The 16,107-nt window shown below is 66.2% G+C and carries 14 protein-coding genes; 10 read left to right on the top strand and 4 right to left on the bottom strand.

Going from position 1 to position 16,107, the window contains the following annotated elements; genetic code table 11:
- Window positions 1-58: 58 nt before the first annotated feature.
- The 9 genes from AB4Y63_RS09925 to AB4Y63_RS09885 all read left to right on the top strand — a co-directional run bounded on the left by AB4Y63_RS09925 (window position 59) and on the right by AB4Y63_RS09885 (window position 10,075).
- Window positions 59-1,030 carry an ABC transporter permease gene (locus AB4Y63_RS09925; RefSeq protein ID WP_441790890.1) on the top strand — a complete coding sequence of 324 codons (972 nt, stop codon included), beginning with the start codon at window positions 59-61 and terminating at the stop codon, window positions 1,028-1,030.
- Entirely contained in the window at window positions 1,027-1,992 is a 966-nt protein-coding gene (locus AB4Y63_RS09920) for an ABC transporter permease (protein ID WP_441790889.1), read from the top strand. The genes AB4Y63_RS09925 and AB4Y63_RS09920 overlap by 4 nt, the downstream gene beginning before the upstream one ends.
- Window positions 1,989-2,939, top strand: a complete 951-nt coding sequence (murQ, locus tag AB4Y63_RS09915) for an N-acetylmuramic acid 6-phosphate etherase (protein ID WP_441790888.1) — start codon at window positions 1,989-1,991, stop codon at window positions 2,937-2,939. The genes AB4Y63_RS09920 and murQ overlap by 4 nt, the downstream gene beginning before the upstream one ends.
- Window positions 2,936-4,108 (top strand): anhydro-N-acetylmuramic acid kinase, encoded by a 1,173-nt coding sequence (locus AB4Y63_RS09910; protein ID WP_441790887.1) that lies wholly within the window; start codon window positions 2,936-2,938, stop codon window positions 4,106-4,108. Before murQ ends, AB4Y63_RS09910 begins: the two co-directional genes overlap by 4 nt.
- Before the next feature lie 7 nt (window positions 4,109-4,115).
- Entirely contained in the window at window positions 4,116-4,658 is a 543-nt protein-coding gene (locus tag AB4Y63_RS09905; RefSeq protein ID WP_441790886.1) for a GNAT family N-acetyltransferase, read from the top strand.
- Window positions 4,655-5,911 carry an MFS transporter gene (locus AB4Y63_RS09900; RefSeq protein ID WP_441790885.1) on the top strand — a complete coding sequence of 419 codons (1,257 nt, stop codon included), beginning with the start codon at window positions 4,655-4,657 and terminating at the stop codon, window positions 5,909-5,911. Before AB4Y63_RS09905 ends, AB4Y63_RS09900 begins: the two co-directional genes overlap by 4 nt.
- On the top strand, window positions 5,908-7,068 hold the full coding sequence (locus AB4Y63_RS09895) for a dipeptide epimerase (protein WP_441790884.1): 1,161 nt from the start codon (window positions 5,908-5,910) through the stop codon (window positions 7,066-7,068). Before AB4Y63_RS09900 ends, AB4Y63_RS09895 begins: the two co-directional genes overlap by 4 nt.
- Entirely contained in the window at window positions 7,065-8,261 is a 1,197-nt protein-coding gene (locus tag AB4Y63_RS09890) for a serine hydrolase domain-containing protein (protein ID WP_441790883.1), read from the top strand. The genes AB4Y63_RS09895 and AB4Y63_RS09890 overlap by 4 nt, the downstream gene beginning before the upstream one ends.
- Before the next feature lie 77 nt (window positions 8,262-8,338).
- Window positions 8,339-10,075 (top strand): ABC transporter ATP-binding protein, encoded by a 1,737-nt coding sequence (locus AB4Y63_RS09885; protein WP_441790882.1) that lies wholly within the window; start codon window positions 8,339-8,341, stop codon window positions 10,073-10,075.
- Window positions 10,076-10,686: 611 nt separating this feature from the next.
- Here the strand turns inward: AB4Y63_RS09885 and AB4Y63_RS09880 are convergent.
- From AB4Y63_RS09880 to purU, 4 genes are all read right to left on the bottom strand, one after another.
- Window positions 10,687-11,043 carry a YrdB family protein gene (locus AB4Y63_RS09880; RefSeq protein ID WP_441790881.1) on the bottom strand — a complete coding sequence of 119 codons (357 nt, stop codon included), beginning with the start codon at window positions 11,041-11,043 and terminating at the stop codon, window positions 10,687-10,689.
- A gap of 90 nt (window positions 11,044-11,133) precedes the next feature.
- Window positions 11,134-12,045 (bottom strand): hypothetical protein, encoded by a 912-nt coding sequence (locus tag AB4Y63_RS09875; RefSeq protein WP_441790880.1) that lies wholly within the window; start codon window positions 12,043-12,045, stop codon window positions 11,134-11,136.
- A gap of 208 nt (window positions 12,046-12,253) precedes the next feature.
- Window positions 12,254-13,600 (bottom strand): PIN-like domain-containing protein, encoded by a 1,347-nt coding sequence (locus tag AB4Y63_RS09870; RefSeq protein WP_441790879.1) that lies wholly within the window; start codon window positions 13,598-13,600, stop codon window positions 12,254-12,256.
- A gap of 177 nt (window positions 13,601-13,777) precedes the next feature.
- Window positions 13,778-14,650: a formyltetrahydrofolate deformylase gene (purU, locus tag AB4Y63_RS09865; RefSeq protein ID WP_441790878.1), complete on the bottom strand. Its 873-nt coding sequence runs from the start codon at window positions 14,648-14,650 to the stop codon at window positions 13,778-13,780.
- Between the two features lie 161 nt (window positions 14,651-14,811).
- On the opposite strand from purU, the gene AB4Y63_RS09860 reads away from it, so the two are divergent.
- Complete coding sequence (locus tag AB4Y63_RS09860) at window positions 14,812-16,059, top strand: MFS transporter (protein WP_441790877.1); 1,248 nt, start codon at window positions 14,812-14,814, stop codon at window positions 16,057-16,059.
- Window positions 16,060-16,107: the final 48 nt, after the last annotated feature.

Genomic DNA, 16,107 nt, shown 5'->3' with positions numbered 1-16,107 from the left:
GGCGGGTGCCGACCCAGAAGGTCGGCACCCGCCATGCAATTGGGAATGCCCGAAGGACATGCTCAAAACTCTCTTCCACAACAGCATCGTGCGCCGGATCGGCGCCGCGGCGCTCACCCTCCTCGGCGTCGCGATCTTCGTCTTCATCATGTTGCGGGCCATCCCCGGCAACCAGATCACCGCGGGGCTCGGCACCGAGGCCGCCGCGCTCACTCCGGCCCAGAAGCTGGCCCTCGAGCAGTATTACGGCCTCGACCAGCCACTCGTCGTGCAGTTCTTCTCCTGGCTGGGCAACCTGTTCACCGGAAACCTGGGTTTCTCGTCCCGCGCCCAAGAAAGCGTTCTCGATCTCACCGCTGCGTCGTTGCCGGTCACCTTCGAGCTTGCGCTGTTCTCGATCGTCCTCGCGCTGCTGATCGGGATCCCGCTCGGCATGCTGTCGGCCTCCAAGCCCGACTCCCCGCGTGACGCGTTCGGCCAGATCGTCGGACTCGCGGGCCTGTCGATCCCCGCCTTCCTGCTCGCCACCGCCCTGCTCTCGGTGCTGGCGTCGTCGTTCGGCTTCAACCCCAACGGGCAAACCTTTGCCACGCTGTTCAGCGACCCCCTGCTGAACCTGCAGCAGATGCTGCTGCCCTCCCTCGTTCTCGGCTTCGGAATCGCCGCGCCGATCATGCGCACCACGCGCACCGCGGTACTCGAGGTGCGCTCCAACGACTTCATCCGCACGGCGCGCGCCAAGGGCGTTCCTCCCCGCCGGTTGCAGCTGAAGCACGTGCTCGGCAACGCGCTGGTACCGATCGTCACGATGACCGGCCTGCAATTCGGTTACCTTCTCGGCGGCGCCGTCGTCGTCGAGCAGATCTTCTCGTTGCCGGGCATCGGCCGACAGGTTCTGCTCGGAATCCAGCAGAAGGAGTACGCGCTGGTGCAAAGCACCGTGCTGGTGATCGCCCTCGCCTTCGTGATCGTGAACCTGCTCACCGACCTGACCTACCGCCTCATCGACCCCCGGGTGCGTGCAAAATGACCGACCTCGCCCATGCCCAGAGCCCGACAACGCAGAGCTCGACGACCGACAGCCCGACGACGGAGAGCCTGACGACCGGAAGCCCGGTGCCGGGTGGCCCGGCGCCGCGCACCCGCAGCGTCGCCGCCGGACGATTCCGCGCGCTGCTTCGCAGCCCCAGCGGCCTGAGCGGGCTGATCATCGTCAGCGTGCTCGTGCTCCTGACCTTCGCGTCATTCCTCAATCTTCTTCCGTACGACCCGATCGCCCAGGATCCGCCGTCGCGCCTGCTCCCGCCGTCGCCGGAACACTGGTTCGGCACCGACCAGTTCGGGCGCGATGTCTTCTCCCGCGTGGCGGCCGGTGTGGCGAACTCCGCGCTCATCGCCGTCGTCGCCGTGACCTTCGCCACGGTGATCGGAACGATGGGCGGCCTGATCGCCGGCTTCTTCCGTGGTGCTCCCGATGCCGCCATCGGCGGGGTCACCAACGTGCTCTTCGCGTTCCCGCCGTTGCTGCTCGCGCTCTCCCTCGCATCCGTGTTCGACCGCAACTGGTTCACCATCGCAATCGCGATCGCGATCGTCTATGTGCCGATCTTCATCCGCGTCACTCGCGGCCCCGTGCTCTCGCTGCGGGAGATCGAATATGTGAAGGCGGCGACCAGCACCGGCGCCAGCCGCATGGCGGTGATGATGCGTCACGTGCTGCCGAACATCACCTCGATCATCATCATCCAGGTCACCCTCTCCCTGTCGTGGGCGGTGCTCACCGAAGCGTCGCTGAGCTTCCTCGGCCTGGGCGCACCGCCGCCCACGCCGTCGCTCGGCTCGATGATCTTCGAGGCGCGCACCCTGGTCTACATCGCCCCCTGGACCATGATCGCGCCCGGCGCGATCGTCGTTCTTCTCGTCGTCGGCCTCAACCTGCTCGGCGATGGCCTGCGCGACACACTTGATCCACGAAACAAAGGCAAACGATGACCCGGCACGACCCCTACCCGACCGTCACTACAGCCGCAGAAGCCGTGACAATCTCGCTCGCCGGGCTGGCCACCGAAGCGGCGGATCCGCGCTTCGCGGAAATCGACCGGATGCCGGTGGGCGTCTTGGCCGCGCTGATGAACGACGCCGACGCCACGGTTCCCGGCGCGGTGGCGCTGGCGCTGCCGACGATTGTGCCGGCCATCGAGGCCGCCGCCCTGCGGATGAAGGCCGGCGGGCGACTGATCTACGTCGGAGCCGGAACGCCCGGACGGATCGGTGTGCTCGACGCATCGGAATGCCCGCCCACCTTCAGCACCCCGCCCGAGCAGGTCTTCGCGATCATCGCCGGCGGGTCGAAGGCGATCGTGTCGCCGTGTGAGGGTGCCGAAGACGACCCCGCGGCCGGCATCGCCGCCATCGACGCGGCCGGGGTGACCTCGCTCGACACCGTGATCGGAATCGCCTCGAGCGGACGGACCCCCTATGTCGTCGCCGCCATCGCCCGGGCCAGGGAACTCGGCGCCCTGAGCATCGGCCTGTCCTGCAACCACGACACCGTGCTCAGCGCGGCCGCCGAACACGGCATCGAAGTTCTGGTCGGCCCCGAGATCATCAGCGGATCCACCCGGCTGAAGGCCGGAACCGCGCAAAAGCTGGTGCTCAACATGTTCTCGACGATCGTGATGGTGCAGCTCGGCAAGACCTACGGCAACTTGATGGTCGATGTGAAACCGACAAACGTCAAATTGCGAGAGCGGGCACTCGGCATCGTGCGCACCATCGCGAACGTCGATCGTGAGACTGCCGTCGTCGCCCTTGTCGCGAACAACTACAACGTCAAGCAGACAATTGTGGCACTGCGCACCGGACTCAGCATCGACGAAGCCGGCGCTCGCCTGAGCGCGGTCAACGGAAACCTGCGCGCCGCACTGGAGGAAAAATGAAGATTCTCGGCATGATCTCTGGCACGTCGCACGACGGAATCGACGCAGCAGTCGTCGACTTCGACTTCGTCGACGGGGTGCTGACCGGCGAGGTGCTCCACCGCAGCGGCACGCCGTACGCGCCCGAGCTGCGCGCCCGGCTGATCGCCGCACTCCCGCCCGCCGAGACGACCCTCGCCGAGGTCTGCGAACTCGACACCCTGATCGGGCAGGCGTTCGCCGATGCAGCGGATGCGGCGATCGCCGCCGATGGCGCCGTCGACCTGATCGTCTCGCACGGTCAGACCGTCTTCCACTGGGTGGACGCCGGGCACGCCCTCGGCACCCTGCAGATCGGCCAGCCCGCCTGGATCGCCGAGAAGACCGGCACGCCGGTTGTCTCCGACGTGCGCATCCGGGATATCACTGCCGGTGGACATGGCGCCCCGCTCGTCTCCTTTCTGGACGCACTGCTGCTGGCCGGCTCGCCCGGCACGCCGGCCGCACTCAACCTTGGCGGCATCTCGAACATGACCGTGGTTCCCCCTGACCGCGATCTCTACGCCTACGACATCGGGCCGGCGAACGCGCTCATCGACGCAACGATCACCGAACGCGCCCTGAACACGCTCGGCTACGACCGAGACGGCCGCATCGCGGCATCCGGTTCTATTGATGCCGTGCTGCTCGAGCTACTGCTCGACGACGCCTACTACGCACTGCCCGCGCCGAAGAGCACCGGCAAGGAGCACTTCCACGGCAGTTACGTCAGCGATGCGATTCTGCGCTCCGGCCGCACGGTGAGCGACATCGACCTGGTCGCCACGCTCACCGAGCTGACGGTGCAGACCGTGGCCAGGGACGTGCGCTCCGCCGGAATCGACCTGCTCGTCGTGTCGGGCGGCGGCTGCCGCAACCCGCTGATTCTGGGCGGCCTGCGTGCCGCGCTGCCCGCGGTGAACGTCGTGCTCTCCGACGAGTTCGGCGCCCCGGCCGACGAAAAGGAAGCCATTGCGTTCGCGCTGATCGGCTGGTGCACCGCGCACGGCCTGCCCGGCACGAACCCGGCCGGTACCGGTGCTCGGGAGGCTCGGGTGCTCGGCACGATCACGCCGGGCAACGGACCGCTGGTGCTGCCGGCCCCGCTGACCGAACCGCTGCGCTCGCTCACCCTGCAGACGAAGCGCTGAGCCGGGCATGTCCATCGTCTACCGCCCCGCAACGAAGGGGGACATTGACGGCATCGTGACAGTGTTTCTCGACTGCTGGCGCGGAAGCTATCGGGCCGTGCTGCCCGAACGGCTGATTGACGCCATGACGGATGAGCAGGCGCACGCGCTCTGGACGCGGGTGCTCGCCGAAGCGATGCCGGGCGAGGTGCTCGTGGCCGAGCGGGGTGGCGGGTCAGACGGGTCGGACGCTCAGATCCTCGGCGTCACCCGCTTCGCCGGGGGAGCCGACGCCCACGGCGCCGTGCATTCGCTCTACGTCTCGCCGCAGGCGCAAGGCATGGGCGTCGGCTCGCGCCTGCTGCGCGCCGCCGGTGACGCCCTCGCCGCGTGCGGCATGGCAACCGCCGGATTGTGGGTCTTTGCCGACAACGCGCCGTCGCTGACCTTCTATCTGCGGCAGGGGTGGACGCCGACCGGCGAGACCCGGGTGCAGGCCGAATTCGGCGAGCCGGAGCTCGGCCTGACCCGGGTGCTCGACGCAGCCCCGACATCCGGGAGCGCGTTGTGACCGGCGGCCACTCGGTGCGCTCCCTCGCCTTCGCGTTCGCGGCGCTCGGCGGAACCGCGGCCGTGATTCCGGCGGTCATCCCGGCGCTCGCCGCCGACCTCGGCGTGAATTCTGCCGCCCTGCTCCCCGCGATTCCCGCCCTTTTCACCGGGCTGCTCGTCGGGGTGTTGTCGACCTCGTTCGCATCGTCATCGTTTTCGCTGACGACCCTGCTGCGAGCCGGCGCCGCCGCTCAGGCCGTCGGCCTGACCCTGGCCGCCTGCGCTCCCGCATCACTCTGGTTCGTCGTCGGTGCCGCTCTGGCCGGCTTCGGTTTCGGCATCGTCGAGGCAGCCGGCACCGCCGCCGTGCGCGTGATCGGTGCCGGCGGGATGCCGCGCGCCCTGACCAAGCTGACCTTGATGATCAGCATCGTCGCCACCCTCACGCCGCTCGCGGTCCTCGCCACGGCGATGGCCGGACAGGCGCGGCTGGTTCCACTTCTGATCGCCCTCGCGCAGCTCGCGGTCGCCGTGAGCCTGCGCGGAATTCCGACGGTGCCGCGCCGCGCCGCGGTCGAGGAGAACGTCGACGGCGACTCAACGGCCCCGCTCGGCGGAGAGAGTCGACTAGGTGACTCACGGCGCATCCAACTCGCCTTTCTCGCCGCCGCCCTGTTTTGCTATGTCGGCACCGAATCGGTGATCTCCGGCTGGTCGGCGTCGACCTTCGAGCAGGAGCTCGGCGCGTCCGTTGCCGTCGCGGCCGTCGGCACCAGCGCGTTCTGGCTGTTGATGAGCCTGGGACGGATGTCGGGGGTCGCGCTGACCGGTCGCGTGCTGCCCGGACGCGTCGCTCTCGGCTGCACGGTGCTGATCGCCGCGGCGCTCTGCGGGGCGGCAGCGGTGCAGGCGCTCTCTCCGGTCGGCGCCCTGCTCTGCCTGGGCGTCGCGGTGTTCGCCTCGGGATCCTGCTATGGGCTCCTGATCGGAATTGCCGTCGAGCTCACGCCAACGCAGCACTCCGTGCGTGCCTCCGCCGCATTCGTCGCGCTCGGCGCGGCGGGGGGAGCGGCGATCCCCTTCATCGCGGCATCCGTCACGCTGTCGTCGGGCCACGGCGCGGCAACCACCACCGCAGCGATCTCAGCGGTGGTGCTGCTCGCACTCTTCATTGCCTCGCGGGCGTGGCGTGCCCCCCTGAGCACTCCGGACGCGGCCACGTCGGCCTCCGCCTTGGCTTCCGCCGAGGTTTCCGCCGAGGGCTCACGATGAGCGCCAGCGTCGAACGGCTTGTCGTGCACACCGTCGACCTTCCGCTGGTGCGTCCTTTCGTCACGGCGATTCGCCGCACCGACGCGATCCGTGCCGTGCTCGTCGAGGCTATCGACAGTGACGGACGCAGCGGGTGGGGCGAGGCAGCGGCCAGTTGGYGTGTCACCGGGGAGAGCCCGGCGAGCATCGCCGCGGCCGTCGACGGTCCGCTCTCGGCCGCGGTGCTCGGCCGCACCTTGGAGGAGCCCGGCGCGTTGAGTGCCGCGCTGGCCCGCAGCATCCTGCACAATTCCGCCGCCCGTGCCGGGGTCGACAGTGCGCTGCATGACCTGGCCGCCCAGCAGGCCGGCGTCCCGCTCAGCGCGTTTCTCGGCGGAGTGACTGTGCCCGTCGTGACCGATATGACTCTCTCCGCTGACGCCACCGACGCGCTCGTGGCACAGGCCGGCGCACAGGTCGCTGCCGGGTTCAGCACGCTCAAGATCAAGGTCGGTGCCGGGCACAACGACCGGGACGCGCTGCTTGCGGTGCGAGCGGCCGTCGGGCCGGCGATCGCCCTCCGCGTCGACGCCAACCAGGGCTGGAACGCCGAGCAGGCCGTCGACATCATCCAGGGGTGGGAAGACGCCGGCCTCGGACTGGAATTCGTCGAACAGCCCGTCGCCGCGCGGGCACTCGCCGACCTCGCCTTCGTGACGAGCCGCGTCGACACCCCGGTGCTCGCCGACGAGTCGGTCTGGACGACGCGGGATCTCGAGGAGATCCTCTCCCGTCATGCCTCCGATCTGATCAACATCAAATTGGCCAAGACCGGCGGGCTGACCGAGGCCGGACGGCTCGCCGCGCTCGCCGCCGAGAACGGCGTCGGCGTGCTCGTCGGCTGCATGATGGAAAGTCATGTCGGCATTGCCGCTGCGACGGCCTTCGTCGGCACGCTCTCGACGGCCGACCGCCAGCGTGCACACGACCTTGACGCCGGGCTCTGGCTGCGCGCCTCGCCGGTGCGCGGCGGTGTGAGCTACCACGGAGACGCCGTGATTCCTGGTGTCGGTGCTGGGGCTGGGGCCGGTGCCGGGGCTGAGGCTGGTTCAGGTCTCGGGTCGGGGCTCGGAATCCGCGGTCTGGCCGATCCCGCGCGAGCGGAGGAGACACGATGACTCACTCCACAATTCTTGACCGCACCGCCCGGCAGCTCATCGACACCGTTCCCGTCGGGGGGCCGGACGGCAGCACCCCGCCGGCCGGCGTTGCCCTGGCCGTGCGTGCGCCCGGTTTCGATCAGTCCGCCGTCGCCGGGTTCCGCGCACTATCCACCAACCAGACGGATGCGGCGCCCCTCGGCATCCGGACCCAGCACGATCTTGCGTCGGTCACCAAGGTCGTCGCGACGACCACAGCCATCCTTCGGCTCGTGTCTGACCGACTGCTCGACCTTGACGACCCGGTGCGCCGGTACCTGCCGCAGTTCTGCGACGGTCAGAAAGACACGATCACGGTGCGCCAGTTGCTGCAGCACCGGGCCGGCCTCTGGGAGTGGCAGCCGCTCTACCTCGCCGCCGACACCGCTCCGGCGGGTTTCGAACTCGTCGACCGGCATCCGTTGCGCTACCAGCCCGGAACCGCTCGTCACTACTCCGACTTTGGTTTCATCCAGCTCGGCCGCATCATCGCCGCGGTGACGTGTCTGCCGCTGCCGGATGCGATTGAGGCGTTGGTCACCGGTCCGCTCGGCCTCGGCTCCACCCGATTCGCCCACCCGCTGGGCGACGATGTCGCGACGAGTTCGCTGGGCGACCAAGCGGAATTCGCCATGGTTGACACCGGGATGCCCTACCCGGTGCCGCACACCAACGGCGACTTCACCGGCTGGCGACGCACGCCCGTGCGCGGTGAGGTCAACGACGGCAACGCGTTCCATCTCTTCGACGGGGTGTCGGGGCATGCAGGACTGTTCTCCACGCTGCCCGACCTGATGACTTTCGCCAACACCTTCGCGAACTATCGCGAGCACGCGGAACTGTGGCGTCCCGAGGTGGCCGAGGAGTTCTTCGCCGCCGGGCCCGACGCCGAGCAGGCGCTGGGCTTTCGTCGCTCGCACCTCGAGGTCGACGGGCGGATGCTCGATCTGCTCTGGCATCCTGGCTTCGTCGGCTGCATGGTCGGGTTCGTTCCCGGTCACGGGGTGTCGCTCGCTCTGGCGAGCAACCGACTGGTCACCCCGGGCGTCCCCGTTCCGAACGAGCACCTCTGGCAGGAGTTACGGAACGCAGCACGCGCGGCGCTGGCCGGGGAGAACCTCGAGGAGCATCTCGAGGCGCACCCCGCGGTTCACCGCGGGGCACGCGCATGACCGACCAGCGCGCGGCATCCGTTCGCCCCCACAGTTTTCGACCACACCCCAGTTCGTCCAGCACCGAAGAGGTAACCATGAACACACCCACTCCCGTTCTGTCGATCCGTGATCTCTCGGTGTCGTTCAACACCGGCACCCGCGAGGTGCAGGCGGTCAAGCACGTCTCGATCGACGTGCTGCCCGGACAGACGGTTGCCGTCGTGGGCGAGTCGGGGTCGGGCAAGTCCACCACGGCCGCCGCGATCAACCGGCTTCTTCCCGGCACCGGCAAGCTCACCAGCGGTGAGGTCTGGTTCGACGGCGTCGACCTGGCCACGCTCAGCGAACGCGAGATGCAGGCGATTCGGGGCGCCGGCATCGGCTTGGTGCCGCAAGACCCGATGTCGAACCTGAACCCGTTGATGCGCATCGGCGCGCAGGTGGCGGAGGCGCTCGAGGTGCACGGCGTCGCATCGGGCGCGGCGGCCAGGGCGCAGGTCATCGAGCTGCTCACCATGGTCGGCATTCCAGACCCCGAGCACCGCGTGAACCAGTACCCGCACGAGTTCTCCGGCGGGATGCGTCAGCGTGTGCTGATCGCGATGGGTCTCGCCTGCCGCCCCAAGCTGCTGATCGCCGACGAGCCCACCTCCGCCCTCGATGTGACCGTGCAGCGACGCATCCTCGATCAGCTCGACCAGCTGACCGCCGAGATGGGCACGTCGGTCTTTCTGATCACCCACGACCTCGGACTGGCCGCCGAGCGCGCCGACAAGATCGTCGTGATGCTGCGCGGTGAGATCGTCGAGTTCGGGCAGGCCGACGAGATCCTGGCCAACCCCCAGCACGCGTACACGAAGCAGCTGCTGCAGGCCGCGCCGAGCCTGAGCTCGATCAGCATGGTGAGTGCGGTCAACGCCCGTCAGATTCCTGTTTCGGTGGGCGCCGGGCCGGTGGGCGCAACGTCGGTCGGGGCTGTATCAGTCGGGGCTGCATCGGTGATCGACGGGGCAACGGATGTCGACGGGCTGCCCGAGGCGGACAGCCTCGTCGAGGTGCGCGATCTGACGAAGGTCTTCACGATCCGGGCGGCCGGAACCGGGGTCGCCTCCCAGTTCACCGCTGTCGACCAGGTGAGTTTCGGCATCCCGCGCGGACGTACCGTCTCGATCGTTGGGGAGTCGGGGTCGGGCAAGTCGACGACCGCGAACCTGATTCTCGGTCTGGAGCCGATCACGTCGGGCAACATCCTCTTCGACGGCGCCGACATGGCGAGCCTCGGCAAGCGGGAGCTCTTCGCCTTCCGCCGTCGGGTGCAGCCGGTGTTCCAGAACCCCTACGCCTCGCTCGACCCGCGTTACACGGTTGAGGAGTCGATCGCCGAGCCGCTGCGCGTGCACAAGGTGGGAACCAAGCACACCCGCCGGGCGATGGTCGCGCAGCTGCTCGACCAGGTGGCGCTCCCCGCGGCGATGGCCGAACGGCTGCCGCACGAGTTGTCGGGTGGCCAGCGTCAGCGTGTGGCGATTGCCCGGGCGCTCGCGCTCTCGCCGGAACTTGTCGTGCTCGATGAGGCGGTGTCGGCGCTCGATGTGCTCGTGCAGGCGCAGATCCTCGACCTGCTCGCGGGGCTGCAGCGGGAGCTGGGACTCAGCTACCTCTTCATCAGCCACGACCTCGCCGTCGTGCGGATGATCTCGCACGAGGTGCATGTGATGCAGCGCGGGCGCATCGTCGAGAGCGGCACGCCGGCCGAGATCTTCGAGAACGCGCAGGCCGACTACACCCGTGAGCTGCTGGATGCGATCCCGGGCGCGCGTCTGGCCGTCTAGGTCGCACGGGCGGGCACCCCGGCTTACCCTCGTGCCAGCGCTGGGGTGTGGCTAACTCCTGCAATCGGCGGATGCGCGCGCCGACATCCGCGGAATGGCGCGGGCTGGTTGTCGACCGCGGCTCGGATTGCAGGAGTTAGCCACCGGGGCGCGCTCGGCTGAGGGCGCATTCTGCCCGCTGGACATGCCTCACCCGGGGCCAGTTCCGGGGCTGGGATGTTGCTAACTCCGGCAATCGGCGGATGCACGCGCCGACTTCCGCGGTATGGCGCGGGTTGGTTTGTGCCCGCCGCCGGGATTGCCGGAGTTAGCCACCGGTGCGCCTCGAGCCGTTGCGCGATTGTCGCCCGTCCCGCATCATCCACCGGGCGGGAGACGTGGCGGGAAACGCGGTGGGAGTGGGGGCCAACTCAGGAGATCTGCGAATGCCGAAGGGGCTGACCCGCAGAATCATGCGGTTCTCGACGGATACTCGGCAGGATTTCCTGAATTAGCCACCGAGGCGGCCGAGGGGACCTTCCGTACCGACTGCAGACAGCACCAGCTGCGGACAGCACCAGCGGCGGACCTAGCCAGCCGCAGACAGCACCCTGCCGCAGATCGGACTCAAGCTAGCTGAGCTCTTTGCGCCCCGAGATGACGCCGCTGACCGTGGCGAGCACGGCGAAGATTCCGGCGACGATCGGCCAGCCGAGGTCCCAGAGGGCGAGCGCCGCGGCACCCATCACGGCGATCTCGACGATTGCCTTGCCGAAAGGGTCAAGACGGAAGACGGCCTTGGGGGAACGGAACAGCGCCCAGATCAAGATGGCGAACGCGGGGGCGGCGATGCCGATCAGCACACCGGGCCAGGGGAGCGGCCAGGCGGCGAAGCCCCAGATGCCGAGACTGACGAATGCGAAAAGTTCGAGCACGAATCGCAGAACGTCGTTGGGGCCGAGCTTGATCTCTGGGTGTGTCTCTGTCACCCGGCTATTCTACCGAAGCTGCGCGGGCACATTGCCCGGGCCCGGCATTCGGGCGCCACGCGGCATTAGGCCAGTAGACATCGGATTCAATTAGCGGTTTGGCTTCCTTGCGCGTCGAGCCGCGCGATTGGGCGACGGGTCTGGTACTAGTTCGGGTGTGGCCGGGAGAGGCAGGCTCATAGCCCCCGAGATCCTCGTAGATGGATCCTCGGCTGCGACGAGGTCCAGGGCAACTTTGCGATCGATGACTGCTTCCAGTTTCAAATCACCATGCCCAAGTCCCCATAGGAACAAGCCAAGACCAGCGCGAGACGGTGTAACAACCAGCCCCGGCTCAGGAACACTCGTTCCAGTGACCTCGTAGATCATCTCCGGCGGCCCAAACCAGAAATCGGCTGGCGCAACTAGGCCCTCCCGATGAAGCCCATAAAACGCTTGCGTAAATCCAGTGTCGTCGCCTTCGGGCCAGCACATTGCTTCATTCAATTCACGGAACGGTATGTAGATCCAGGAATACGAGAGGACCATGATGTTCATGTCCTTGCCCAACAACAACTTGCGAAGCAGACGATAGATGATGAAGTGAAGGCGAATCTGGTCAGAACTTAGCCTGCTGACCAACGCTGCCCACGGCTGGCCGCGATCATTTCGATCCTCGCTTCGTGAGGAGGCCAAAACTCCGCTCAGATACTCGGCCGCGATCTCGTTCTCCGCAAAGACTGCGCCGTCAAGGATGGCGGCAGCAACCCGAGCGGCAACAGCGCCTTCCGCAGCGCGATTGCTGGGCTGAGTGCTGTTTACTCGTCGCGCAGCGAGCTTGAGTACTCGCCGAGCGTTGCTACTCTCGACCCAATCCTCGACCCGGTTCGCCCAATGTCTTCCTACGACCTGGGCCGACGGTCGAACGAGATCCTCGACGATTGTCGCAGCCACTTTGGCGCTCGCCGCCCCAGCCGCATCCGCATTCAACGCGCTGGGAATCAAAGTTATAGGATCGACCATCGAATCAGCATAGGGGTCAGACGTATCGCAACTGAATCGTCGCGAATCATTAGACGGAACGGCACCTCAACAAGTTCGATCACTTTTCCGACGGCGCAGAACCTGCTTGGAAGTTGACCGTGCGCGCTGTCCTGCAGCACGCGGTTGTCGGCGAGCCCTACGATGGCTGGCCTGAGCGTGCGGCTCGGCGAAGATCGGGGCCCCGGAACTATTCCAACTCTGCGACAGCGAGTGCCGTTTTTTCAATCTCGGCCTCAATCTGTTCAAGTTGATGCCTAAGGTGTCGGGCCCGCAATTCTTCCCGGGACGATTCACGTCTCCCTGTCGGACTTGACATGGATCTTGCCCTCTTCGATACGGTGACGATTCTGTCCCGGACTTTGAGGCGCTGAGCCGTGATTCGGTCGAGATCGCGAAGGAAATCCCTCTTGTCGTCGGGGTGATCCGCTTCGACAATCATTTCCCGAATCCGAACCTGTTGGTCCGAAAGCTGCGAATAGAGTTCCTTGGCACCATCGACCTCGGCCATGAGACGAATTAGTTCCTCGTCTCTCGTTTCTGAACTGGGCGCGAGATCGGGGTCTAACCGAGCAACCTCGTGCTCTAGGCGCGACCGATGAGACTGCAAAGCCTCCAGTTGCTCAGAAAGTACTGCATAGGCGCGAGCTGGGAATTCTTCGTCGGAAACCTGCTGGACTTCCCCGATGGATTCAGCACTGATCTCTGTAGTGATTCCACGGCCAATCGCGTACTTGAGGAAGCCTTCTGGGCTATAGAAGTGAATGCGACGACCAGTGGTCTCGTAGAATTCCTCTACAAGTTCAATGCGCGGGCCAATTGTGCGCCCCTTGAAGTGCTGCCACCAGTCTTCCTTGCCATCGTCTGTTACAAAGATGACTGGCTGCTGTACTTGAATTCCTTTGGCGAGCATCTGCCGCCAAAGCACGAGATCGCCGTACCGCTCCGGTTCGGGTTTTCGCCGATCCTCATAGCCTGGGGGAACCTGACTTTCGTAGCGGATTGTGCCTTCCGCGTATATCGCTTCCAGCTCTGTGTCGGAAAATGGTTCGCCCATGCGTGAGTCGAACAAGTCGGTCAGCGCATCAAGAACGGTGTCAACACCATCGTCGATGAGTGGCGAATCGACAAATGCCTGACGAGATACCGAAACTGTCTCGGTGACAGTGTTCAGTCCAGATTCCAGCGCAGAAGTTATGCCGTGCGTATTAAGGGAGGGATGCCGCCTGAAGCTATTGAGTTCCTTCTCAACGAGATGCTTGGCCTTGGCTAGTGCAGACTCGATCGAGTCGAAGGCAAGCTCCTGCTGGTCTATTACCTCAAGCCGATTGCGGTGAAATTCCAAGCCGACTTGATGCGGCAACCAGAGCCGGTCCCGCATGGAGCGAAGTAGAGCGGTGAAATCTGCCCGGGTCAGGCTTGTGTACCTATAAAAGTTCAAGAGTGCATTGGTGTCGAGCACAATCAGCCCGGTACTCCAGAGCTCACCTAGCTCTTCCTCAGATGGCCTGTAATACGCACGAAATTGCTTCTTCATTTCCCCCACCAGATGTTCACGTTAAGTCCGAGCGTACTTCAGTCAAATTGTGCTCGGAACTGCCGCGATCAGTAATCGACCTTTGGGCGGCGGGAGAAGTGCATTGCGCGCGTGCACGAAGCCGCGGATCGCAGTCAGTTTTCTCTTCAAGCGACCATGGACGAGCGGCGGCAACGCCTACTTGAAGATGATGGTGCGCGCTCCGTCTTGCAGCACCCGGTTCTCGGCGAACCATTTGACGGCCTGGCTGAGCGTGCGGCTCTCTTCGTCCTGACCAATTGCAACGAGCTCGCTTGGCGTGCGCGAGTGGTCGACGCGCACCACGTTCTGCTCGATGATCGGCCCCTCGTCGAGGTCGCTGGTGACGAAGTGCGCCGTCGCCCCAATCAGCTTCACGCCGCGGGCGTGAGCCTGACGGTAGGGGTTGGCCCCCTTGAACCCGGGCAGGAACGAGTGGTGGATGTTGATGGCGCGGCCCTCGAGGCGCGCGCAGAGTTCGGGGGAGAGAATCTGCATGTAGCGAGCGAGCACGACGAGCTCGATGTCGTGCTCCTCGATCGCCTCGATCACGCGGTCCTCGAACGCCGCCTTGCTGGCGGCATCCGTGATCGGCATCGACTCGAACGGAACGCTGTAGAAGCCGACCAGGTCGCGCAGGCTCCCGTGGTTGCTGAGCACAAGCGGGATCTCGACGGCGAGTTGCCCGGCGCGCTGACGGAAGAGCAGGTCGTTGACGCAATGCCCGGCGGTCGACGCGAGCACCAGGGTGCGCAAGGGGCGGCCGACGACATCGATGACGGCGTGCATGTCGTAGCGCGCGATCACGGGGTCGAGGGAGGCGTGCAACTCGGCACGGTCGGCGGGCGACTCGACCTGCAGACGGATGAAGAATCGACCGGTGTCGGCGCTCGAGAACTGCTGGCTCTCGGTGATGTTGCCGCGCGCAGCGACGATGGCGCCGCTGACCGCGTGCACGATTCCGGGCTGGTCGGCGCAGACCAGGGTGATCACCCAGTGGTGGTGAGGGGTTGCCGGGGTGAAACTGTTCATTCGCCTAGGCTACCGGCCATCCAGGCAAGGCGATGCGGCATCGGTTAGACTCATCGTTGGTCGCGCCGGATTCGCGCGGCCCCGGGCGCGCCCGTCGCGCGCAGTCGATCCGGCTCCAGGTGAGCATTCAACGGATCTGCCGTCCGTGAGTTAGTCCTTCTATGTCAAGAACCGCTGTTCCGAAGGCGCCTGTCGCCTCTTCTTCTTCTTTCCCCTGGGTCGGCCTGATCACCCTGGCCGCCGCCGTCTTTCTGTCGATCACGTCTGAGATGCTGCCGACCGGCCTGCTGCCCGAGATGAGCGAATCGCTCGGCGTGAGCGAGTCGAGCGTCGRCCTGCTGGTGACCTGGTTCGCCTTCACCGTCGTCGCCACCAGCACGACCATGGCGCATGTGACCCGGCGGCTACCCCGCCACGGTCTCGTCATCGCCGTGCTCGTCGTCTTCGCCGTCAGCAATGTGATGACCGCCTTCGCCCCGACCTATGAACTCGTCGTCGCCTCGCGGGTGCTCGGTGGACTCGCACACGGTCTGTTCTGGTCGGTCGTCGGCGCTTACGCCGCGCACCTGGTTCCCAAGGAACAGATCGGCCGCGCCGTCTCGATCACCGTCGCCGGCGGCACTCTCGCCTTCGTCTTCGGCGTTCCGCTCGCCACGGCGGCCGGGCATCTGATCGGCTGGCGGATGTCATTTGTGGCGCTCGCCGTGCTCATGCTCATCGGTGCGGTGCTCGTCTGGCGCTTCCTGCCGAAGGTCACCCACCACGCGATTCGGAACACGGACACCAACGTCACGCCGACCGTGGCACCGGGCGCGAAGAAGCTCAAAAAAGAGAAGGACCCGACCGTTGCCGCCGTCATTCTGATCTGCTGCATCACCGCGCTGATCATGGTCGGCCACTACACCTTCTACACCTACATCGCGCCGTACCTGATCGACGTACTGGGAGTCGGCACCGACGGGCTCGCCCCGCTGCTCTTCGTCTTCGGAATTGCCGGCGCCGTCGGGCTGCTGCTCTCGGGCACCGTCTTCGGACCCCGCCCGCAGCTTGGCATCATGCTGGCCGTGATCGTGTCGGCGCTCAGCGTGAGTGCATTCGCCCTGTTCGCCAGCAACCTCCCCGTCGCGATCGCCGCCTTTGTGCTCTGGGGCATCGCATTCGGCACCTTCCCGCCTCTCCTGCAGACCCGGATGCTGCACACCGCGTCGGTGCGATTCCGGGACACCGCGAGCGCCTTCTACACGACGGCGTTCAACGCCGGAATCGGTGGTGGCGCGCTTCTCGGCGCCATCGTGCTGAACGTTGTCGGACTCAACATGCTGCCGTTCGTTTACGTCGGACTCCTGGCGGCGGCCTGCGCGCTGCTCGTTGTCAGCGACATCGTGATTCGCCGGAAGGCGCTGGCCTAGCCCGTCGCCGTTAGCCCGCCGCCGAGCCGTGCCGAATGACCATTTCGA

The organism is Leifsonia sp. YAF41 (assembly GCF_052113185.1).
Lineage (GTDB): Bacteria > Actinomycetota > Actinomycetes > Actinomycetales > Microbacteriaceae > Cryobacterium.
This window is presented reverse-complemented; position numbering and strand designations above follow the sequence as displayed.